14 protein-coding genes are annotated in these 23,755 nt (G+C 41.9%); 6 read left to right on the top strand and 8 right to left on the bottom strand.

The features are described 5' to 3' along the window. Positions 1-27: 27 nt before the first annotated feature. The 3 genes from V7K84_RS33430 to V7K84_RS33420 form a co-directional block, all read right to left on the bottom strand. Positions 28-1,224, bottom strand: a complete 1,197-nt coding sequence (locus V7K84_RS33430) for a hypothetical protein (RefSeq protein WP_334844681.1) — start codon at positions 1,222-1,224, stop codon at positions 28-30. A gap of 444 nt (positions 1,225-1,668) precedes the next feature. Next, positions 1,669-5,733, bottom strand: a complete 4,065-nt coding sequence (locus tag V7K84_RS33425) for a beta strand repeat-containing protein (RefSeq protein ID WP_334844679.1) — start codon at positions 5,731-5,733, stop codon at positions 1,669-1,671. Positions 5,734-6,274: 541 nt separating this feature from the next. Then, positions 6,275-10,090 (bottom strand): beta strand repeat-containing protein, encoded by a 3,816-nt coding sequence (locus V7K84_RS33420; RefSeq protein ID WP_334844677.1) that lies wholly within the window; start codon positions 10,088-10,090, stop codon positions 6,275-6,277. 850 nt (positions 10,091-10,940) lie between these two features. Here V7K84_RS33420 and V7K84_RS33415 point away from each other — a divergent pair. From V7K84_RS33415 to V7K84_RS33405, 3 genes are all read left to right on the top strand, one after another. Further along, entirely contained in the window at positions 10,941-11,399 is a 459-nt protein-coding gene (locus tag V7K84_RS33415) for a M67 family metallopeptidase (protein ID WP_334844883.1), read from the top strand. Between the two features lie 140 nt (positions 11,400-11,539). After that, positions 11,540-12,712, top strand: a complete 1,173-nt coding sequence (gene moeB / locus V7K84_RS33410) for a molybdopterin-synthase adenylyltransferase MoeB (protein WP_334844674.1) — start codon at positions 11,540-11,542, stop codon at positions 12,710-12,712. Positions 12,713-13,026: 314 nt separating this feature from the next. Then, positions 13,027-14,226: an MFS transporter gene (locus tag V7K84_RS33405; RefSeq protein WP_334844672.1), complete on the top strand. Its 1,200-nt coding sequence runs from the start codon at positions 13,027-13,029 to the stop codon at positions 14,224-14,226. Positions 14,227-14,296: 70 nt separating this feature from the next. Here V7K84_RS33405 and ftsH4 read toward each other — a convergent pair whose 3' ends face one another. The 3 genes from ftsH4 to V7K84_RS33390 form a co-directional block, all read right to left on the bottom strand. Then, on the bottom strand, positions 14,297-16,165 hold the full coding sequence (gene ftsH4, locus V7K84_RS33400; protein WP_334844670.1) for an ATP-dependent zinc metalloprotease FtsH4: 1,869 nt from the start codon (positions 16,163-16,165) through the stop codon (positions 14,297-14,299). Positions 16,166-16,744: 579 nt separating this feature from the next. Continuing rightward, a complete protein-coding gene (locus tag V7K84_RS33395; protein ID WP_334844668.1) occupies positions 16,745-17,827 on the bottom strand; it encodes a peptidoglycan-binding domain-containing protein in 1,083 nt (360 codons plus the stop codon). A 355-nt stretch (positions 17,828-18,182) separates the two neighbouring features. After that, entirely contained in the window at positions 18,183-18,362 is a 180-nt protein-coding gene (locus V7K84_RS33390; protein ID WP_334844666.1) for a hypothetical protein, read from the bottom strand. A 115-nt stretch (positions 18,363-18,477) separates the two neighbouring features. On the opposite strand from V7K84_RS33390, the gene V7K84_RS33385 reads away from it, so the two are divergent. Next, complete coding sequence (locus V7K84_RS33385; RefSeq protein WP_334844664.1) at positions 18,478-19,134, top strand: class I SAM-dependent methyltransferase; 657 nt, start codon at positions 18,478-18,480, stop codon at positions 19,132-19,134. Positions 19,135-19,348: 214 nt separating this feature from the next. Here the strand turns inward: V7K84_RS33385 and V7K84_RS33380 are convergent, their stop codons facing one another. After that, on the bottom strand, positions 19,349-20,305 hold the full coding sequence (locus tag V7K84_RS33380; RefSeq protein WP_334844661.1) for an aldo/keto reductase: 957 nt from the start codon (positions 20,303-20,305) through the stop codon (positions 19,349-19,351). Between the two features lie 259 nt (positions 20,306-20,564). Between V7K84_RS33380 and V7K84_RS33375 the strand changes: the two genes are divergently transcribed. Both V7K84_RS33375 and V7K84_RS33370 read left to right on the top strand, forming a co-directional pair. Beyond that, a complete protein-coding gene (locus tag V7K84_RS33375; RefSeq protein WP_334844659.1) occupies positions 20,565-20,783 on the top strand; it encodes a hypothetical protein in 219 nt (72 codons plus the stop codon). Between the two features lie 288 nt (positions 20,784-21,071). Then, positions 21,072-21,836 carry a hypothetical protein gene (locus V7K84_RS33370; RefSeq protein ID WP_334844657.1) on the top strand — a complete coding sequence of 255 codons (765 nt, stop codon included), beginning with the start codon at positions 21,072-21,074 and terminating at the stop codon, positions 21,834-21,836. A gap of 96 nt (positions 21,837-21,932) precedes the next feature. Here V7K84_RS33370 and V7K84_RS33365 read toward each other — a convergent pair whose 3' ends face one another. Next, the gene (locus tag V7K84_RS33365) at positions 21,933-23,684 is read right to left on the bottom strand and encodes a protein kinase domain-containing protein (RefSeq protein ID WP_334844654.1); all 1,752 of its coding nucleotides are present in this window, start codon (positions 23,682-23,684) and stop codon (positions 21,933-21,935) included. Positions 23,685-23,755: the final 71 nt, after the last annotated feature.

The following is a 23,755-nucleotide window of genomic DNA, read 5'->3' as shown; positions in this document are numbered from 1 at the left end:
AGTTATCCACTTCATTTTCCCATTCTGCTATAATTGCAACTGCGCGAAAATATTCCGGTCTTTCCAGCTAGAAATACGAATAAAATAGCCTTCTTTTACGGAAATACGTGGTTTCCACTCATAAACTCCATCGCTAGCAGTACGGGAAGAAATGTTGTGGATAAGTTTGTTCCCATCGTACAACTTAATCGAGACATCGCCATCAAAATTATCCCGCCACAATATTAAATAAGGTTGATCTTTCTTTGGAAGTACTTTACCAACTGGTTGAGCGATCGAGATTTTTGGCGCAATCTGATTTTTGCTTTTCTTACGGAATCCTAGATAATGAGGTAAATCTCGGAAAGTAGGATTTTCTTGCAGATTAGACAGTTGGGGAACAATAATGTTTCCCTTCTGAGAATTGAACAAATAAGTCGATCTGCCGCCGTCAACGGTAATGATATGGCCTTTGACCCCTAATTTACGTAATAAATCGGCTGCCTCATCCAGAGTTGCTTGGTTCACCGTCATAATCAACAAAAGCTCGTCACCTTTAACACCATCCTTATTCAGAGTACCGATGACTTGATATTTATTCGCTTGGTTTTGGGCTAATACTTTCGCCGGATGATCGCTATATCGGTAAGTAACGATCGCATTCTTCACTGCTCTTTGGTTCAGAGGCGCACCGCTAGCTTGGTTGTAATCGGTAATATATGCCTGCTTATCATCCCAGACTAAAGTCTTGAGGCGAATATTATTATAATATTTATCTTTTGGTTTCTTAATTGGGCCATAAGGGCTAGTGCCACCAGTGATGACTACACCATTAAGTTTAATCGGAAAGGATAATTGAGTACTAGATTGGTATTGTTCAAAAAAAGAACAATTAATCAGCGAAAAAACGTTGTTTGCGTAAAGTTTTTGATATTCGTCTGCAACATCAGAAAACAACTTATTTTGAAAAAAAGGGCTGTAATATTTACCTTCTCCTTGATAATATTTTCCTTCATTTAGACCCATATTATCTACCTCTCCGATAATTTGGTCTATGTGCATTTTGCGGAGATTAATAACTTGTAAATACGCTTCGTTAGCATTCGTTAATTGTTTTCTATATAAAGCTGCACCGTCTACAGCTTGGAGAGGTTGATAAGAAGATAAAGGGTTGAAAGTTTGGGCAATCCAAAAGCTACTCAGAATCGGCAGCAAAAAAAGCAGTAAATTGATTAGAGCATTCATCGTCTCGCGATCGCAATTCTACAAAAAGTTGTTGTTACTACTTTAAGGCAATGAGTTGCGATGCCTGCGGTTTTTGCTAGCCCACGCATGACGGTATTCACTATAGGCTATTAAAATTACGAACGCAGACATAATCAAATTTAGCCAATAATACCTGCAAACCATCCAGACTCAATACTTCTCGGTTAAGCATTTTTAACTCGGAATCGGGTTTGGGGTAAAGGGTAAAGGGTAAGGGTTAAAGGTTTTTTCTTTCCCTTTTCCCTTTCCCCTTTTCCCCTTAACCGAGAAGTATTGCATCCAGACTCATATCGAAAGTTGAGAAATAAAACCCAACATCTACTCTTTGTTAAGAGTAATTGCATTGAGCGCTATCGTTTGCGAGGTGCTTTTGTAAGCACCTCGCAATCCGTGTCGCTTAACGATTAGAGAATCTAATTACGATTAAACAAGCACAAAATTCTTTTCAGTTAGTGACAGTCCAGCAGATAGTTGTGCAAATTTTACCTGAGTAAACGCAGATGAACTGCCGTCCTGGTCAAAGAACAATGCACCTGTATCAAAATCGTAGATCAATCGTTGATTGGTTGTTGTTGCAGATGTTCCAATGGTAAACTGACTTGTCTCAAATGTACCTTTTGATAACCCGCCACCAAAATTACCAGCATATACCTGAATTAATTCATTAGTGGCGTTGAAGTCATAAATAGTGTCAACACCCCCACTGTAATTATAGAAACCAAAGGTATCAGTCCCATCCCCTCCAATTAGGCTGTCATTACCGTCTGCACCAAAAAGGATATCATTGCCATTGCTGCCAACAATATTGTCATCATAGCTCGTACCTGAGATATGTAACTGTTCGATATTGTTGTAGTTAACTCGATACAAGCCCACCGTAATTGAGCCAGTATTAGTAGTCGCATCGAACGTCGAAGTAATTCCCCCAGCAGCATAGTTGTAAAGGGTGAACAACGAATCGTCACCATTACCCCCATCTAACGTTTGAGTCACTAAATCAGACAGGTCAGTATTTATGGAATTAATGATTAGATTGAAGGAATCATTGCCATCGCCCCCAGACAGAAGGTTATCACCTGTTGAATTGCTAAAGCTCAAGTTGTCGTCACCAGCGCCTCCTTCTAGAGTATTATTACCAGACGGGCGAGAGTCGGAGTAGTCGTTAGAGTTGGAGCTGTAGTAGTCACCAGAGATATCAAGCTCATCATTGCCATCGCCCCCAGAGAGCAGGTTATCGCCTTTTGAACCACTAGCGCTCAAGCGATCGTCACCCCCACCTCCCTCTAGGGTGTTATTGCCCTCCGAGCGGGAGTTCTTGGATTCGCTGTAGTAGTAGCTGTAAGAGCCAGAAATATCAAGGGAATCATTGCCATCGCCCCCAAAAAGCAGATTATCGCCTTTTGAACCACCCGCACTCAAGCGATCGTCACCCGTACCTCCTTCTAGGGTGTTATTCCCCAAGGAGCGAGAGTCGTAGGAGTAGCCAGGGAAGGAGAAACTGTAGCTGCCAGAAATATCAAGGGAATCATTACCATCGCCCCCAGAGAGTAGGTTATCACCTTTTGAACCGCTAGCATTCAAGGTATCGTTACCTGCACCTCCATTGAGAGTATTATTGCCTAATGAGCGAGAGTCAAAATTGCCGAATTTGTTAGATCGGTCGCTGAATATCCTGCCAGAGATATCAAGAGAATCATTACCATCGTCCCCAAAGAGCAGGTTATCGCCTGTTGAACTGATAGCACTTAAGGTATCGTCACCAATACCTCCTTCTAAGGTGTTATTTCCCGCACCACCTCTGAGCAAGTCATTACCACTCAAGCCGTCGATGATGTCGTCACCCCCCTGACCATTGATGACATCATTGGAGTTGTCAAAACCCGTAATGTTGTTATCCAGGTCATTCAGGAAAGTAACAGTGTTCCTGTTGAACACAGTAGTTTGAGTGGAATCAGCATCAAACACATCAAAACTGTCGCTAATGCTGGTTTGTCCATTAAACAGGATATTGCCAATAGCTGCTCGTGAAGAAGTTGCTGGTAAATTATCCAGGTTTTCTAACTTGAAGTTTTGCAAAATAACTTTGCTGTCATTACCAAAACCTTCAAAGGAAATTTCTAAGTTGTTACCATTTTGAGCTAATTGCAGATTTGGAGCAGTGAATATATTACCTGTAAATTGCAAGGTGTCTAAGGAGTCAACCACGGTTGCTGAGGGATTTGAACCTTTACCTACGCCACCGAAATCGGTAATAATATCAGTATTAGTGCCGTCATCGTAGCTGTCGCTCAAGTCATAAACAAATTTGTCATTGCCCGTGCCACCAGTTAGGGTGTCTTCCCCACCCCCACCTGCCAAAATATCATTACCTGCATCGCCAATAATCGTATCTTTGCCATAGCTCCCGGAGAGCGTATCGTTTCCACTCTTCCCCAGAATGTTCTCGTCGTAAGTTGTGCCTGAGATATTTAATCGTTCGATGTTCTTGTAGTTAACCTGATTTGTGCCCACCGTAATTGAGCCAGTGTTAGTAGCGGCATCGAATGTTGTTGTGATACCATCTATAGCATTGCCGTACCTGTAATCAACGGACAACACATCGTCACCCGCTCCCCCATCGATCGTATCTTTGCCACTATAGCCCGTAGAAAGGGTATCGTTTCCACTATTGCCAACAATGTTGTCGTTGTAGGTTGTACCTAAAATATTTAATTGTTCGATATTCTTGTAGTCAACCCGATATGTGCCCGTTGTAATTGAGCCAGTGTTAGTAGCAGCATTGAATGCTGTTGCGATCCCCTCTGTAGCATTGCCGTAGCTGTAATCAACGGACAACACATCATCGTCACCCGCTCCCCCATCAATTGTATCTTTGCCACCATAGCCCCCAGAGAGCGTATCTTTCCCATTGCTCCCCACAATGTTGTCATTGTAGATAGTACCTGAGAGATTTAATCCTTCGATATCTTTGTAGCTAACTCGATATGTGCCCGCTGTAATTTCTCCAATGTTGGTAGTAGAATTGAAAGTCGAAATTATCCCTGCTGTAGACAAGGTGTAATCGACGGATAACAAATCGTCACCTCTTGTCAAGATTATATTCTCAGATTTAGTTAAAGTAGCCAAGCTGTAATCTACGTATAACAAATCCTCACCCTCATCCCCATCTACAGTTTGAGTCACTAAAGAGGAGGTGGCAGTATCTAAGGACAAGCTGGTTAGATAGAAGGAATCATTGCCATTGCCCCCAGAAAATAAGTTATTACCTGTTGAATACCGAGCACGGAATGTATCGTCACCAGCACCACCGTTGAGGGTGTTATTACCTGAGGAGGGGTAAAAATTCCCTGCATTAGTGCCGAACAGAACGAAATCGCCAGAGATATCAAGAGAATCATTGCCATCGTCCCCAGAGAGCAAGTTATTGCCTGTTGAGAATTCAGCACGCAAAGTATCGTCACCAGCACCACCGTTGAGGGTGTGATTGCCTGAAGAGTTAAAACTAAAGTACGGTCTATAAGGATTAAAGCCAGAGGTGGAGAGATAATCATTGCCATCATCCCCAAAAAGTAAGTTATTGCCTTCTGGAGAGTCAGCACGCAAAGTATCGTTACCAGCACCACCGTTGAGGGTGTTATTGCCTGAAGAGCCAATAAAGCTGTATCCGAAGTTAGTAGAAACGAAGGAGGTGTCAAGATAATCATTGCCATCGCTCCCAGTGAGGAAGTTATTGCCTTTTGAAGCCCCAGCACTTACTGTATCGTCACCAGCGCCACCGTTGAGGATGTTATCGCCTGTTGAAAAATCAACATTCAAGATATCATCACCAGTGTCACCATTGAGGATGTTATCGCCTGTTGAAGAGTCAACATTCAAGATATCATTGCCCACACCACCAATGAGAGTATTATTCCCTGTACCACCCCTTAAAAGGTCGTCGCCACTTTTGCCGTCGATGCGGTCATCACCCCGCTGACCATTTATGACATCATCTGAGTTGTCAAAGCCGTTAACATTATTGGAGAGGTCGTTAAGGAAGGTGACTGTGTTCTTGTTGAAGATAGTGCTTTGGGTGGAGTTGGCATTGAAAACATCTAAGCTGTCTGTAATCCTACTTTCCCCATCATTATTAAACAGTATATTGCCCAAGTCTACAGTTGCTCCAGTAGATTTACTAAGGTTATCCAGGTTTTCCAGAGCAAAGTTTTGCAGGATGACTTTGGGACTATATTCCGCTATAAAGGTGATTTCCAGATTGGTGCCATTCTGGGTAAGCTGTAGATTTTTAGCAGAGAAAGAGTTTGAAAATATTAGGGTGTCCACTTCAGCAATTACTTCTGCCGAGGGATTTACGCCTTTACCTATGCCACCAAAATCGGTGATGGTATAAACATCATAGTAAAAATCGTTGCCACCTCCACCAGTCAAGGTATCGTTGGAACTTCCCTGTAGAGTATCGTTGCCCTTAGTGCCGTAGATATTTGCCATACTTTTACCTACCTAAATTTATTTTTTCAGTAACTTCAGTTCTCAATTTGCTGTTTGTGCGGTTTTCAAGCGCAAAAATTCACCTAAATTTGACGTTTTCTGTATACTTTCTACGTCAACCGTGACATCTGAAAAATCGATAAAATTCATTCACAGTAGGCATTGCAATAAAATTCAATTTAATTGCTTCAATCACCTTTTGCCGAAAATCGTAACTGTACGGGTTTGGCATTGGTAGTCAGTCCTGATTGAGGAACACAATACGTTTTCTAGTCTACGTCCTAACTGTACTAGCGACAGCTATATCTTATATCTGTTATCAATGCAAGAATCATTATAGGCAATTAAAATTACGAACGCAGACATAATTAAATTTAGCCAATAACACTTGCAAACCATCTGCACTCATATCAAAAGTTGAGAAAAAACCCAACATTTACTCTCTGCTAAAAGTAATTTGGATTGAGCAATCGAATGCAAGGTGCTTACAAAAGCACCTTGCAACCTGTGTCGTTTAACGAGCAGAGAATGTTAATTACGATTAAACTAATACAAAGTTCTTTTCAGTTAGTGTTACACCACCAGATAGTTGTGCAAATTTTACCTGAGTAAATGTACTTGCACTGCCATCAAGGTCAAAATATAGCGCACCTGTAATATCGTCATAGATAAATCGTTGATTGCTTGTTGTTGCAGATGTTCCGATGGTAAACTGACTTGTTTGAAGTGAAGGCGTTGACAACCCGCCACCAAAACCATAAGTCGATACCTGAATCAGTTCATTAGTAGCATTGAAGTCATAAATAGTATCAACACCTTGGTTGTAACTATTGAAAGCAAAGGTATCAGTACCAGCTCCTCCAATTAGACTATCATTACCATTGCCACCTATAAGAAAGTCATTGCCATTGCCACCTGTGAGGATATTTTTACCAGAGGCGTCATAGGCTGTAAGAGTATCATTACCATCGTCCCCAAAGAGCAGGTTATCACCTGTTGAACTGCTAGCATCCAAGCGATCATTTCCTGCACCTCCGTTGAGAGTGTTATTACCAGACGAGCGAGAGTCGTTGAAATCACTGGAGTTGTAGCTGTAGTAGTTACCAGAAAGATCGAGCTCATCATTGCCATCGCCTCCAGAGAGCAGGTTATCACCTGTTAAACCACCAGCTCTCAAGCGATCGTCACCTGAACCTCCTTCTAGGGTGTTATTGCCCTCCGATCGCGAGTTCTTGGATTCACCGTAGCTATAGCTGTAAAAACCAATAAGGTAAAGAGTATCATTGCCGTTGCCACCAGAGAGCAGGTTATCGCCTTTTGAACCACCAGCACTCAAGGTATCGTCACCTGCACCTCCTTCTACGGTGTTATTCCCCAAGGAGCGAGAGTCGTAGGAGTAGCCAGGGAAGGAGTAGCTGTAATTGCCAGAGATGTCAAGAGAATCATTACCATCACTTCCAGAGAGCAGGTTATCGCCTGTTGAACCGCTAGCATTCAAGGTATCATCACCAGTACCACCGTCAAGAGTGTCATTGCCTGTAGTGGTAATGAGAGTATCATTTCCCACACCGCCAATGAGAATATCATTTCCTACACCACCTCTGAGCAGGTCATTACCACTTTTGCCGTTGATGATGTCGTTACCCCCTTGACCATTGATAACATCATTGGAGTTGTCAAAACCCGTTATATTGTTGTCGAGGTCATTGAGGAAGGTAACTGTGTTCCTGTTGAAAAGGCTAGTTTGAGTGGAATTGGCATCAAACACATCAAAACTGTCAGTGATGCTGGTTTGTCCATCAAACAGGATATTGCCAATAGCTGGTTGTGAAGAAGTTGCTGGCAGATTATCGAGGTTTTCTAATTTGAAGTTTTGGAGAATGACTTTGCTATTAGGGACATTTTCAAAAGTGATTTCTAAGTTGTTACCATTTTGAGTTAATTGCAGATTTTGAGCAGTGAAGACACTACCTGTAGCGAATACACCACCCGTAAATTGCAAGGTATCTGAGGAGGCAATCACTGCCGCAGACGGATTTGAGCCTTTACCTACGCCACCGAAATCAGTGATAATATCAGTGCCAGTGTCAAAGCTGCTGTCTAATAAGTTGTAAACAAATTTATCATTGCCCGCGCCACCAGTTAGGGTGTCGTCACCACTCCCACCTGTCAGGATATCATTACCTGCACCCCCAAAGAGCGTATCATTTCCACCATAGCCCCCAAAGAGCGTATCATTACCACTGTTACCAACAATGTTGTCATTTTGATATGTACCTGAGATATTTAATCGCTCAATATTTTTGTAGCTAACCCGATTCGTGCCTGCCGTAATTGCTCCAATGTTGGTAGAGGCATTGAATGTCGTTGTAATCCCCCCAGAAACACTGTTGTAATTGCTGTAATCGACAGACAACACATCGTCACCCTGGCCTCCATCAATCGTATCTTTGCCACCAGAACCAGTGGAAAGCGTATCATTTCCATCATTGCCAATAATGTTGTCGCCGTAGGCTGTACCTAAAATATTTAATTGTTCGATATTCTTGTAGTCAACCCGATATGTCCCCGCCGTAATTTCTCCTTTATTTGTGCCCGCATTGAACGTCGTTGTGATTCCCTCTGTAGCATTGCTGTAATCGACGAACAACACATCGTCACCTGCTCCCCCATCGATCGTATCTTTGCCACCAAAGCCAATGGAGAGCGTATCGTTCCCATCATTGCCAACAATGTTGTCGTCGTAGGCTGTACCTAAGATATTTAATGGTTCGATATTCTTGTAATTAACTCGATATGTCCCCGCCGTAATTTCTCCTTCATTTGTAGTGGCATTGAATGTCGTTGTGATTCCCCCAGAAGCATAGCTGTAATCGACTGACAACAAATCGTCACCCTTACCCCCGTCTATTGTTTGAGTCACTAAACCAGAGGAGAGAGAATCTAGAATTGTCAAGTCTAGATAGAAGAAATCATTGCCATTGCCCCCAGAGAAGAAATTATTCCCTGTGTAATACTCAACACGCAATGTATCGTCACCAGCGCCACCGTTGAGGGTATTATTGCCTGAAGAAGGGTTATAGGAATCTTGACCGCTATAGGAGATAAGATCGCCAGAAATGGAGAGAGAATCATTGCCATCGCCTCCAGAGAGCAAGTTATTGCCTGTTGAATTGCCAGCATTCAAGGTATCGTCACCAGCACCACCGTTGAGGGTGTTATTGCCTGATGAGCTAAAATTAGGCTCCCCTCTATAAGTAAAAATGCCAGAAGTGGAGAGATAATCATTGCCATCTCCCCCAGAGAGTAAGTTATTGCCTGATGGAGACTCAGCATTCAAGGTGTCATCACCAGCGCCACCATCGAGGGTATTATTGCTTGAGGAGGGGTAATAGATGTATCCGCTGACGCTACTATAAACGTTAGAGCTAGAGAGATAATCATTGCCATCGCCCCCAGAGAGTAAGTTATTGCCAGATGTTGCCCCAGCATTCAAAACATCGTCACCAACCCCACCGTTGAGGGTGTTATCGCCTGTTGAAAATTCGACATTCAAGATATCATTGCCCGCACCACCAACGAGAGTATCATTACCTGTGAGGGAGTCATTACCCGTACCGCCAATGAGAATATCATTCCCCACACCACCAATGAGGGAGTCATTGCCCGTACCACCTCTGAGTATGTCGTTGCCACTTAAGCCATCAATGAGGTCATCCCCGCCCTGACCATTAATGACATCATCTGAGTTGTCAAAACCGCTAACATTATTGTTGAGGTCGTTAAGAAAAGTGACTGTATTCTTATTGAAGATAGTGCTTTGAGTGGAGTTAGCATTGAAAACATCAAAGCTATCTATAGTGCTAGTTTCTCCATCAAATAAGATATTGCCCAAGTCTACAGTGGCACCTGTAGATTTGCTAAGGTTATCCAGGTTTTCCAGAGCAAAGTTTTGCAGGATAACTGGGACATCAAAAAACCTCGTTATATAAGCATCCCCTGCAAAGCTGATTTCCAGATTGTTGCCTTTTTGGGTCAACAACAAATTTTGGGCTATGGCACCAGTGCCCTGGAATTCTAGGGTATCCACTTCGGCAATGACTGCTGCTGTTGGGTTTGTCCCTTTACCTAGACCACCAAAATCGGTGATTATCGCAGTATTGTTGTTGTTGTTGTTGTTGGTGTAGTTGTAGTAGTAGTAGTAGACGAATTTATCGTTGCCGTCTCCACCACTTAAGGTGTCTTTGCCACCGTTAGGATATATGGTATCGTTGCCTGCAAGGCCCTTAATCGTATCCGCGTCATTATAAGTACCCTGTAGGGTATCATCGCCGTTGCTTCCAATGATATTTGCCATAACTTTTACCTTTCTAAATCATTTTTTTCAGTAACTTCAGTTGTCAATTTGCAGATTATGCTGTTTAAGGGCGCAAAAATTCACCAAAATCTACATATTTTATACGCCAACCTTGAAAAACAGTAAATTTATCGAAAGTTTCCCCAATTTCAAGGTTTTTACGTGTACTTTTTTATCTCAAACTATTGAAGTCTTAAGCACTATACAAATTAATTAGCGTGTGAATTTGCGAGAACTGGTCATTTCAGGCTTTTTATCATCCTTTTTGAGTAAAAATTACTCTTTTAAGTACCAAAAAATTCAGCTTCCATGCCGAAAATTCATCCTTAATATTTATTTTTTGCCAGCGCCTAAGTCCTACTAGAAGATAAAAATAATCAACAATTGACTTTTAATCGGAAAAAAGATTTTGATACCTTCCCTGTAGCTTGTTATTTGTGAGTGTCTAGCTTGAAAATAGAGAACATCTCAAGAGCCTCAAAAGAACTACACAGTCAATATCATACTTAGATGTTTATACTTAAATACTCATCTTTGCATACTCTTCACATTACTCGTTGAAAAATGTATACACAAGTATTGAGCTTTGTATATTCTTCATCTTCTTCTCGTGTCTAGGTAATAAAAAAGTAGAACCTAGTAGGCAAATCTTTTAAGAAGCGATAAAAAGTACGTACTTTTTTAAAGGCTGCGCTATCTTTCCTTCGGAACGCTACGCGAAGGGTAAGCTTCTCTACGAGACGCTACACACAGCTTGCTTCCACGGAGTGGTACGCTAACACCTGCGGTTTTTGCTAGCATACGCATTCAGCAAGAATTGTTAGAAGTCGCTAGAATTACAAACGCAGACATGATCCAACTTAGCCAAGAACATTTGCAAACCATCCGCACCCATGCCGAAAGCACCTATCCAGATGAGTGCTGTGGTATAATCTTGGGCTATCTGGCTAATGAGGGCAAAACTGTGGTAGAAGTCATACCAACAGAAAATGCTTGGAATACAGAAGCGGTTGCTGAGTTTCCAGGTGAACGCACAACAGAAAGTAAAAGACGGCAATATACGATCGCACCCGAAGTTATGTTAAAAACACAAAGGGAAGCACGCGATCGCTCATTGAACATTATCGGCATTTTTCACTCCCATCCAGATCATCCTGCTATACCCTCAGAATGCGATCGCCTATACGCTTGGCAGGGATACTCGTATATAATAGTTTCCGTCCAAAACGGCAAAGCTGGAGAACTCAAAAGTTGGAGCCTTGATGATACTCATCAGTTTCAAATAGAGGAAATTGAAAATATAAAATAACTGGCTTAGTTTAAAGACAGTCATTCATCGCGGTTTTCGTCGCTATCACAGATGAAAATTCGTCTTTCCCACTCCTATCTCTATATAAGATCCAGTTTTTCGATAGGATTAATATTCCGCTTTCCCACATCATAACTGCTATGCTCAATCCCAATCTGGACGAAATCCAGTTGACCAAAGACGATTACGAACGCTACTCCCGACACCTGATTTTACCGGAAGTAGGGCTAGAGGGACAGAAGCGCCTGAAAGCCGCTAGTGTAATGTGTATCGGTACAGGCGGACTCGGTGCACCACTACTTTTATATTTGGCGGCGGCGGGTGTTGGACGCATCGGGATTGTCGATTTTGATGTTGTCGATACTTCTAATCTGCAACGCCAAGTAATTCACGGGACATCCTGGGTGGGTAAACCCAAAATTGAATCGGCAAAAAACCGCATTCACGAGATTAATCCCTATTGTCAGGTTGATTTATACGAAACTCGTCTGACTTCCGAAAACGCCCTGGAGCTGATTCAACCTTACGATATCGTAGTGGATGGTACTGATAATTTCCCCACCAGATATCTAGTTAACGACGCCTGTGTATTGCTGAATAAGCCCAACGTCTACGGTTCAATTTTACGCTTTGAAGGGCAAGCTAGTGTATTTAATTACGAAGGTGGCCCGAATTATCGTGACCTTTTCCCAGAACCACCACCACCAGGGATGGTTCCTTCTTGTGCAGAAGGTGGCGTATTGGGAATTTTGCCAGGAATTATTGGTTTAATCCAAGCAACCGAAACTGTTAAAATTATTCTGGGGCAAGGCAACACTCTCAGCGGGCGATTGCTGCTATACAACGCCTTGGATATGAAATTTCGGGAATTGAAACTGCGTCCTAACCCGATTCGCCCAGTGATTGAAAAGCTGATAGACTACGAAGAATTCTGCGGGATTCCACAAGCTAAGGCAGAGGAGGCAAAACAGCAGTTGGAAAGTCAAGAAATGACCGTCAAGGATTTAAAGGAGTTGCTGGATAGCGGTGCAAAGGATTTTGTACTGTTGGATGTCCGCAACCCCCATGAGTACGACATTGCCAAGATTCCTGGTTCGGTGTTGGTGCCCTTACCCGACATTGAAAATGGGAATGGTGTTGCTAAGGTGAAGGAAATATTGAACGGCCACCGCTTAATTGCTCATTGTAAGATGGGCGGGCGATCGGCAAAAGCCCTAGCTATTCTCAAGGAAGCCGGAATTGTGGGGACGAATGTTAAAGGCGGAATTACCGCTTGGAGTCGAGAAATCGATCCTTCAGTTCCAGAGTATTAACAAGAGAGGCAGGAGGCAGAAGGCAGGAGGCAGGAGGAATACTAGCCTCTGTTTTCTGCCTTCAGCAGAGCGAGTTTGCGGTTTAAGTCTCCACTTCCCATCTCCTGATGACCTTTTTGGAATTAAAAGTTAAAAATTAAAAATTATTCTATTTTTAATTAATTAATTTTGGTACAGAGCTAACAATGATAGATAGCGTAGTGTTAGCGAGGCCACGTACTCCTGCAAAGAAGCAAGCTAGGCGCAGCGTCTCGTAGAAAGCGTCTTGAAATTTTTAATTAATAATTTTTAATTTTTAATTGGAGCGAAGCGACTTGACTACCTCGAAATCTCATCTCAATATTTTATGGGTGCAAGTTTGGGTGTTGGCAGCTGTGCAGGGAGCAATTACCCTCTCGTGGTTAATTTATAATATCTATTTACCGCAACTTTTGACTCAGTTTGGTTTTCCTGCTTCATTGGCAGTTGGTTTGGTGCTAGTCGAAAATGCTTTGGGTGCGGTGTTGGAACCAGTGATGGGCGGACTTTCAGACCAAGCTAGGCGCTGGTTAGGAACTCGGTTTCCTTTCATCTCAGTAGGCATGATTCTCGCATCGGCTTTGTTTCTTGCCATACCATGTGTTGTAAGTTTGATCCCGCCTACTACCGTCATGCGATCGCTCTTACCTATAGTATTGGTAGCCTGGGCATTGGCAATGACAATATTTCGCTCTCCAGTTATGTGCCTATTGGGGATGTATTCAAAACCAGCCCAGTTACCTTTAACAGCAAGTTTTATCACTTTAACAGGCGGTGTGATTGGAGCTTTTAAACCAATAAGCTACAAGTTTATTCTGAGTTTAGGCCCAGTTTATACTTTTGCGATCGGTTCTTTTGTAATGCTGGGGGCGGCAGCCGTGTTTCGCTTAGTCAATCCCCCAGAAGTACCAGTGGATAGACACCAAGCAAAAACAGTAAAGTTGCCCTTAGAGAAATTGGCTTTGATTTTAGGAACTGGTTTCGGTGTTGCGTGGGGTATCCGTTTTCTCATGGATGTCTTGGGTAAAGTACTCAAGACCCAACTGAATACTGATAATATTGATATGCAAATAGTTTGGATTGGAATAGCGATCGCAATTGCCAGCATACCAGCAGGAATCTTCGCCGTTAAAATTGGTAATAGTCAAGCAATGCTTTGTGGGATCTGTGCAATCATTCCCTCGTTATTGATAATGATATCTCTGGGCGCACAAATTCCGATAATTTTGTTAATCGTTGCGAGCTTTAGTTTAATTGTCAATGGGGCAATTCCTTTTGCTTTAGGGTTAGTACCCCAGCGGTGGGCGGGATTAGGAATTGGGATGTATTTTGGTGGGTTTGCTTTAGCTATGAGTTTGTTTGGCGTTATATTTCCCCAGGCGCAACAGATAACACCTTTTGTTGGTGCTATTGGGGGTGGATTGGCATTTTTCCTAGCTGGTGTTTGCATTGCGGTGAGTGGCATTTCTGAAACGCAAAGGAACGCAGAGGTTTAACGCAAAGAAACACAAAGGTACGCAAAGTTATTCTCTGCGTACCTTTGTGGATGAAATCTGACTTTCTTAATTACGAATGAGTTACAGGTTTAACTTGACTCAACAAACTGTGCAGTTTTTCGCCTTCAATGACCTCTGTTTCTAAGAGTTGAGTAGCGATCGCTTCTAGCAAGTCTCGATTCTGTCTGAGAATCTCTAGGGCTTGTTCGTGGGCTGTTTCCACGATTTCCTTGACTTCGCTATCAATGGCTTTGGATGTGTCTTCACTTACCGCCCGTCGAGGATTAGCCCCACCATTACCCAGGAATGCTGCTTGTTGTCCTTGTTGGTAAGCTAATGGCCCTAAAACTTTGCTCATACCATAAGCTGTTACCATCCGTTCTGCCAAGTCAGTTGCTCGTTGCAAATCGTTGGAAGCACCTGTGGTAATACTGTTAAATACAATCTCTTCAGCGGAACGTCCACCTAACAAGGTTGCAATCTGACCCCGCAATTCTGCTTCATTCATCAAAAAGCGGTCTTCAGTTGGTAATTGCAGAGTGTAGCCCAAAGCTGCCATCCCACGAGGAATAATCGAAATCTTTTCTACACGACCGTTTCCGGTTGTGAGCGCCCCGACCATTGCGTGACCAACTTCATGGTATGCAACAATCTTTTTCTCAGTCTCGTTCATCACGCGACTCTTCTTCTCTAGACCGGCGACTACCCGCTCAATTGCTTCGGCAAAGTCTTCTTGAGCTACCCTTTCACGGAGATTGCGCGCTGCCAATAATGCGGCTTCGTTCACTAAGTTTGCCAAATCTGCGCCAGCAAAACCTGGGGTACGAGTAGCGATCGCTTTTAAATTTACATCATCTCCTAATTTTACCTTTTGAGCGTGAATCTTGAGAATTGCTTCACGATCGGATAAATCGGGACGGTCTACCAACACTTGGCGGTCAAAGCGTCCTGGACGCAGCAATGCAGGGTCTAGTACTTCGGGGCGGTTAGTAGCAGCTAGCACAATTACCGTTGCATCCCCAGCCGCAAACCCATCCATCTCAGTTAGTAATTGGTTGAGAGTTTGTTCTCGTTCATCGTTACCACCGTAGAAGCCGTTACTGCTACGAGACTTACCAATCGCATCCAATTCATCAATGAATATAATACAGGGAGCTTGTTTTTTAGCCTGTTCAAACAAATCCCGGACTCTAGAAGAACCGACACCGACAAACAATTCGACAAACTCGGAACCAGAGATGCTGAAGAATGGAACTCCTGCTTCTCCTGCTACGGCTTTCGCTAAAAGTGTCTTACCAGTACCAGGAGGGCCAACTAACAGCACACCTTTGGGAATCCTAGCGCCAATTTGCGTAAACCGTGCCGGAGTCTTGAGGAAATCTACAATTTCTACTAACTCAGTTTTTGCTTCTTCTACCCCAGCCACATCTGCAAAGGTGATTTTCGCGGATTCGCCTTCAACGTAAACCTTAGCTTTGCTCTTACCAATGGAAAGCGCACCTTGCGGGCCACCGCCACCACCACCACGAGCGAGAAAGAACTGCCAAATACCAATAAAAATCAGTGGTGGAATCACCCAACTTAAGAGGGTTGTAAACCAAGTATTTTTGGGTGGCGGTGTAGCAGCGAACTCAACTCCCTTTTCTTCTAGAAGTTTGGGTAATTCTAAATCAAAGATTGGTGTCGTTGCAAACACTTGAGCCGGCTCGGCATTTTCTGCTTTTAATTGGTAAATAATCTGGTTTTGACCAACGGAAACACGGCTGACTTCCCCTTCCTGTACTTGATGGATAAATAGGCTATAAGGAACACCAGCAGGGCCAGAAGCAAATAAACCAGGCAAAAATAAATTTAAGAGCAGGAATAGTCCTGATACTGCCAGTAATATATTAGCAACGATCCGAAACCGAGGTAACTTAGGCTGTTCTTTAATTCCCATAGATTTTACCAATCCTTAAATAATGAAAACTAACTTGAAAATTGGGCATAGGATATGGGCAAGTGGGCATTGAGCATTACTTTTCCCCTGCTTCCCCTGTTCCTTATTTCCCTTAACGCTTTGAGAAACTTGATTAAAGACTAGTCAAAAATGCTGGTATATTCGCATCTGAGCAATGTCTACGACGGGCTGTAAGGCTCATGATGCTCGTTAGCCCTTGCATCTATGTTTGGGAGAAGACTCGCTAACGGTAAGGCAAAGTTGTTCAGCTTCTCTCGATATTCAAGTATACTACCGTTTCTCATAATTTTTCCCATTTAACAACGTTTGCAGCTTTTTTTTACTTATTTATGTAACTAAACTTAACAATTTAATGAATCTTTGTGAACTAACGAGCCAATACGGTTTACCGTACTCAAAAAATATGCAGAGATTGAGAGACGCAAATAGAAATCCCCTACGAAGAGTTATTTTGGAGCCTTGGCGGAGCTTTCCTTGCTCCACTCCTGAATTCTTCTTCAATAATTTCACTTTGAACTTTGGAACTGCGTTCTCCATATATGCGGTTCCTCCAAGGCATTAATGTCCATCATTTGACCAGTGGGGGCGATCGCTAGATAATTTAATCACACCGTAAGAACGCCCAACCTGCCATAAAGTAGAATTTTCATAACTGGTTCGTGGCTGATTAATACTAACTGTCGTTCCGTTAGCGTTTTTGATATTTAAGGTTCCTGACCAAGTAATTTCCCAATCAATTGCTAATCTTTGGGTATGACGAGAGGTAAGAACAGGTCGAAAAGCAATATTATAAGCAGACACCATTTCTTTAGCAGCTTGGACAGAACCAGCATTGGTGTAATGTAGCCAATTAATATCTACATTAGGCATAGGTGGAACATCTTTGGCAGCGATTTCATTATTACTAATACGGAAAGCATAGTGCATTAAATAAGCTCTTTCCGAGGGACGGAATACTGAAGCTACACTGATATTAGCTCCGGCATTTTTTAAGGCTTGCTCAAAAGCTTGTACTTTTTGACGGAAGGGAGAAGCTAAATCATCAATTAAGTCGCTGTCGGGGAAAACATTAACCCAAGCTTTTCCACTCAATCGTTCTCTTAATTTTTTGGCGTATTCAGTTATGTTGTCTAAAGCCAACTCCAAATCAATGCCAAGCTTGGTTTTTGTTGTATTAGAAAGCTGTTGAGCTAATTCGGCTCGAAAATTGATATCTCTGATTTTATAAGTTTCGGCTAGCCCTTTTGTACTGTTGGGGCCAAAATCTCCATCAGCTACTAACGGCGGATTCAAACGACCGATTGCTGTTAAACTTTTTTGTAAGTCCTTGACCTCATTATCTCCAAAGTTAAGATAGGTTAAGAATTTTTTCCCGGCATTGGTATAGATAGCGAAATAAATTGCAAAACCTTGCTCTAGTGCTTTTTTATAAGTAGCAGTATCGACAATTCCCGTTACTGTTAAAGCATTACTAGTCTGATAATCACGAGTTGCTTGAGTTGTAATATTCCCAAAATCTCCATCAACGGCAGCAATAGGGAAGTCATAATCTAAAAGAAATTTCTGCCAAGCAATTACAATTGGCCCTTCGGATTTTTTCTGGAGAGTCGGAAGTTGCAAAGCTTGAAGTTTAAAGCTCATAGTTTTTATTGAATGAAACAATTGTGTTCAGTTGATTTTTATGTCACTATTCGTCGTATAATTTAAGTTACTACCGCTGCAAATTTGGTATCCCGTACTTCATTAGAGCGATTGGAGTTCAATAAACGCTGTTTTGCAAAACCCACTTTGGATTATAACATCCGCAGTTATATTAACTTTTATCACGAATACTTAAAATAGAAAGTAGCTATCTCTTTAACTTGTTGGCAGATGGGGTCAGAAATTTTCTGGAAGTCAGCCACAGCAAATTGCGTAGGCTAAGAAAAACCCCAAGCATCGCCCATACTGTTGTCAAAGATCCGCCACTTCTGATTTTGGACGGGGATACTTTGCGTTAGGTAATGAAACCAAAGCGGCTATTCAAAAATCTCTGGCTATAATTACCCAAAATTGTATAACCATAGCGTAGGCAAAGCCCGCCGTAGGCATCGTATATATAAACGCCTCTATCCTTTTGTCCTTTCTGTGATATCTTACGGTCAGTCGCTACGCCTAATACGTTAATTAAATTCATCCTATCAGGTGAGTCTAATGGGTGAGGTACAACGAACACGAAGTATTGTACCTTGAGGCTATCAAATGGTTGTGTAGTACCCCAATTTCTCGGCTCAAAAATTAGGAAGTAGATAATGACTGTAAACCAAATTATTGGAGATTCAAAAAATAATATTTTTGCAAACGTTGGTAAATATTTTTTTGCCTGGATGATGGCTTCAAGTAGTAGTAAATATGATAAAATTGTCAGCGATCGCAAACGTTCTCTTTTTGCTAATCTCCAAGGTAAAGTGTTAGAAATTAGCCCCAGAACAGGAGCTAACTTACCTTACTATCCTAAAGATATCCATTGGATCGGAATCGAACCAAATTCACAGACGCATTCCTCTCTCCAAAAACAAGCAGAAAAACTGGGTTTAAACATCGACCTCCGCATTGGGAATGCTGAATGGTTAGATGCCGAAGATAACAGCATCGATACTGTTGTTAGTACATTAGTTTTATGTTCAGTGCCGAATATAGATTATACATTGCAGGCAATTTTAAGAGTACTTAAACCAGGCGGACGCTTCTTATTTATTGAACATGTTGCCGCACCTCAAGGAAGTTCATTGCGACAAATACAAAACACAGTTAGTCCAATTTGGAAAACAATAGGTGATGGTTGTCATCCAGATAGAGAAACTTGGATAGCATTAGGAAAAGCTGGTTTTAGTAGCATCAATTATGAGCGATTTGATGCACAATTACCAATTGTTAGTCCTCATATTATTGGCGTAGCGACAAAATAAAAGTATGAATAAACCCCCGGCTAAAATCGTGGGGTTTATCCCGGATTTCTCACGCATAGTGTAGGCTTCAGGGGAAGAGGAGTGTGGGGAGTGTGGGGAGTGTGGGGGGTAAGACTTCTTCCCCCCACACTCCCCACACCTCCCACACCTCCCACACCCCTTGGATTTCTCACAAGTGAGAAAATCCAGTTTATGAGGTTTTCCACCCGAGATTTTATGGATTCTCGCGCAGGAAAGTATCAATATCATTTAGTTCTTGCCGATCGAGGCGGAATTCTCCAGCACCAATGATTCCTTCCACCTGCTTGGGATTGCGTCCGCCAACGATCGCCGCAGTCACCGCCGGATTATTTAAAGTCCAAGCGATCGCTACTTCACCTGGGGAGCGATCGTGTTGTTTACCAATGTGTTGCAACACTTCGACTAGCTTCAGGTTACGAGATAGACGTGGCTCCTGAAATTCACTACTGTTTTTGCGCCAATCATTATCTGGGAAATTAGCCACCCGCTCAGGTGTCATCTTTCCTGTGAGCAAGCCAGATTGCATCGGTGAATAAACAATCACACCTATGTTATTTTCCTTACAAAAAGGCAGAATCTCCTTTTCGACATCGGGCTTCACCAGCGAATAAGGCGGTTGCAATGACGTAACTGGTGCAATCTGTTGGATACGTTTCAACTGTTCGACATTGAAATTGGAAACTCCGATATAGCGAACCTTACCCTCATCTTTGAGCTTGGCCAGAGTTGTCCAGCCTTCTTCGATATCTGAGTCAGGGTTGGGCCAGTGGATTTGGTAGAGGTCGATGGTTTCAACCTCTAGTCGGCGCAGACTGGCTTCAACCTCCCGCCGCACAGAATCCGCTTTCAGACTGCGACCAATTTCGCCCTTTTCATCCCAGATCATTGAGCATTTCGTAAAAATGTAGGGGCGACTAGATCGACCTTTGAGCGCTTTAGCAACAACCTCTTCAGAATGCCCTAAACCATAAATAGCTGCGGTGTCAATCCAATTAACGCCAAGATCGAGAGCGCCATTGATCGCTGCGATCGATTCTTGGTCATCTTGCTCTCCCCAGCCAAAAGCCCATCCACCTCCACCAATCGCCCAAGCACCAAAGCCGATTGGAGTGATGTTAAGCTCCGAATTTCCAAGCTGTTTGGTTTGCATATCTACTTTCTTCAAGAATTTTTGAGTCAATTGCTACTTTATGCTGCAAATATTCTCTCAACAGCTATCTAAAGTGTGAATTACTACTGGTGCAAACATGAGAGCCAATCAATCACTACTTGCTTGTGTAGTATTACTAAATCCTAAATGTAGTATTGATATGGCTGCAATTGGGAAGAATTGACCACATACTTGCTGCATTAATTTGCCGTATTTATAGTATATTAAAAATAGATTTATTAAAACCAGCAATCATACTATGAACATTCAAAATCTCGACTCCTTTTTTACTGAGCTTAGTGAAGAAGAACTGAAAAGCTGCAATGGTGGTAGCCTTGGAAAACCCTTAGATGGGGCAGGTGATGCTACTGGTCAGACTGTAAACAACACTTTAGATACCACCAAGTACACCGTGGATGGTGCTAAGGACGCTGTTATTCTTATTACAGGCCCACTAATAAAATTTTTAGGGGCATAATTTAATTTGTAACTAAGCCTCTACTTTGCTGCGAAAATTTTTTGCAACTGATTAAAAGACATCAGAAAAGTATGAGGAGGTTAGTCGCTAGCTTCTACAATTTAGATGTGGAAATAAAACTAACCTCCTTATACAAGTAAATACAGCGTCAGAATTCAGGTTTAAGATTGAGGAACAACAGAGTCAGCAGATTGAAAACTTCCTCAACTTGAACATAAAAACTTGTGTAAAAGAATAAATAATAAACCGTCTCTAAATAACTGAAAACAAAGCTTTTCCCTACATTTTATGACACCTCGAATAATTAGACATTCTCTACAAAGTTTGTCTTTTGCTGCTTTTGCAGTACTATTTACAACTGCTTGCCCTTTATCAGTAAAAGCTTTGACATTAGTGACTAATCGAGACGATTTGAAAGCTAATGACAAAGTAGATTGGTCGAGCTTAAGATTTGGGACACCTATCAGTTTAGGACAGCGGACAACAGCCAATCTTTTACCCAGTTCTTTTGAAACTACTTCGGAAAAAGGACTGGGGTTAGGTGTAAATATTCCATCAGTTGAAAATTCTAGACCTTTTGTATTCCAAAATACACCAAGCCTTTCAACTAACTTTTCTAATGGAGATTACATTCTTTTTGCTGGGTTTAAACCTGGAAACTTATCTAATGGAAATCCAAGTCCACTAACTATTACATTCAATCAACAGATACAAAGTGCAGGAACGCAAATAGCAGTGGATAATACACCACAATTTACAGCGTTTATCTCAGCTTTTGATGACCAAAATAATCTTTTGGGAAGTTTTTCTACTCTAGGAAATTCTTCGAGTGTAATAGATAATTCAGCGGTTTTTCTTGGTGTAAGTAGTGATAGTGCAAATATTTCAAAACTAGTTTATAGTAGCTCTGTGAACGATCAAGCTATTGGCATTAATTTCTTGAGTATTCGCAGTACTGATATTCCTGAACCAGACAATGTTTTGGCTCTAGGTTTTATAGCTACGGGTTTATTGCTGCTAAAAAGAGAATCTTTTAGGAATAAAAAATTATAGTTAGGATTTCGTGCAATGGGTTATTCCCCTTATCCCCCATCGTTCCCCTACAGGGAAGCAAGCAAGAGCGTCATTAGGAATTACGAATTACTCAACCTACCGAATATTAACTTCTTGAAGGTAATTTACTCCTTGAAGATATTCAACCTTAGTAACTGAGTTTTTAGGGACGAAGGAATTTGTTCTTTTTGTAGAAGCTATCTTTTGATTGTCAGTCAGTACGCGTTGTTTTTGAGTATACTCATTCAATTTGACTTGAGCTTGAGCATAAACTAAAGTATCGTTGGGAATATTTCTGAGAAATTTTACAGCTCGATCGAAATCACCAATAGATGCTTTTTTATAAGCTTTTTGTAAAAAGTAGGCTGCCCTGATCTGCCGCTTTCGATTGTATTCAGCTAACTTATCTTGAACTAAAGCACCCGCATGACTTTCTTGAGGAATTTGACGCAGATATTGTAAGGCGGCAGAAAAATCTTTGTCAGCAGCTTTTTCGTAAGCTTTTGCTAATAAATCTTGCGTCTGTATTTCAATGTTGACAGATGCTTTTTGAACTATTTTATCTGTTTTAGATTGCCAATATAAAATCTTGGGAACTTTTGCAGCAGCATGAAGAACATCTGACCATCTGCTCTCCTGAAAAGCTAATTGTGCTATTTCGTATTGCTGTGCAGCTACTTGCCATTGTTCTTGCCATTCTTCAATTGTGGCTTGCGCTTCTGGATAAACATTGCTGTGAGAAGGAATTGATTTAGCGAGTGCGATCGCTTCTTCTAAATCTCCTGCTTGATATTCTTTTTTTGCTTTAAATAAAGTATCTGTTTCTGAATATGCAGGTGCAGTATTCACTAAAGAATATACACCAAATCCCATCAATAAAGAATTAGCTGCCAGCCCTACTTTCATTCCTGTGAATAATGGGGATAATTTCCCAGACGCAGGATTTTTTGCTACTTCTAGAGAAAATTGAGAATCTTCCTGTAATGTTTCTGATGGCTGAGGTTCCCAGATTATTTGTTTGAGTACCCGCAGTACTTCACCCGCAGACTGAAAGCGGTCTTGGTGATTATAACGTATCATTTGGCTGAGAATAGCAGCTAAATAATCGTTAACTGGCGTGTTTTGAGAACGCCAAAAAATTTCATTAGTAGAAGGATCGGTTTTTAATTGTAGTGGTTCTAGCCCTGTTAAAGCCTGGATAGCAATCATACCCAAAGCATAAATATCACTATTGGGCTGTGTTTGACCAATAAATTGCTCTGGCGGTATGTATCCCAATGAAGTGACGGGAATTCTATAAATGGGCAATTCTGCACCTATGCCAAAATCGATCGACTGGATTGAGCCAAAGTCAATCATAACTAACTTGCGATCGCGATCGCGCCTGATCAAGTTTTCCGGCTTGATATCGCAATGGATCACGCCTTGAGAGTGGACAAATTCTAGAATACCTAAGACATCTATCAAAAATTGTACAACTTCGCTTTCACTCCACAGACACCCAAAATATTGATCGATGGGCAATTCCGCAGTCAGCGCATGTCCTTCAATACACTCTTGCACTAAATAAAATCGCTCGTTTTCTTCAAAGCAGGTGATGAATTCAGGAATTTGGTCATGGCTTCCCAGAAGCTTCAGGGTTTCAGTTTCAGTCAGAAACAGTAACCTCAGCATCTCCAAGTAGCCGGATTCAGAACTGCTAACTTTAATCTGCTTAATAACGCATTTGGGATTCTCTGGATAATCTACATCTACAGCAATGTATGTTTGCCCAAACACCCCTGCACCGAGGCTTTGGACAACTTGGTAACGCCCTTGTAGTAATTTACCGATTATGTGGTGGGTCATGACCTGGTTACTCAGTAAGTCCTTTTATCTAGTTTTTCTGACATTCCCTCCTGTTTCCGGAATACTTTAAA

Source organism: Nostoc sp. (genome assembly GCF_036917315.1).
In the GTDB taxonomy this organism is placed as follows: domain Bacteria; phylum Cyanobacteriota; class Cyanobacteriia; order Cyanobacteriales; family Nostocaceae; genus Nostoc.
Note: the sequence above shows the minus strand (reverse complement) of the source record. Positions and strands in the feature narration are given on the sequence as shown.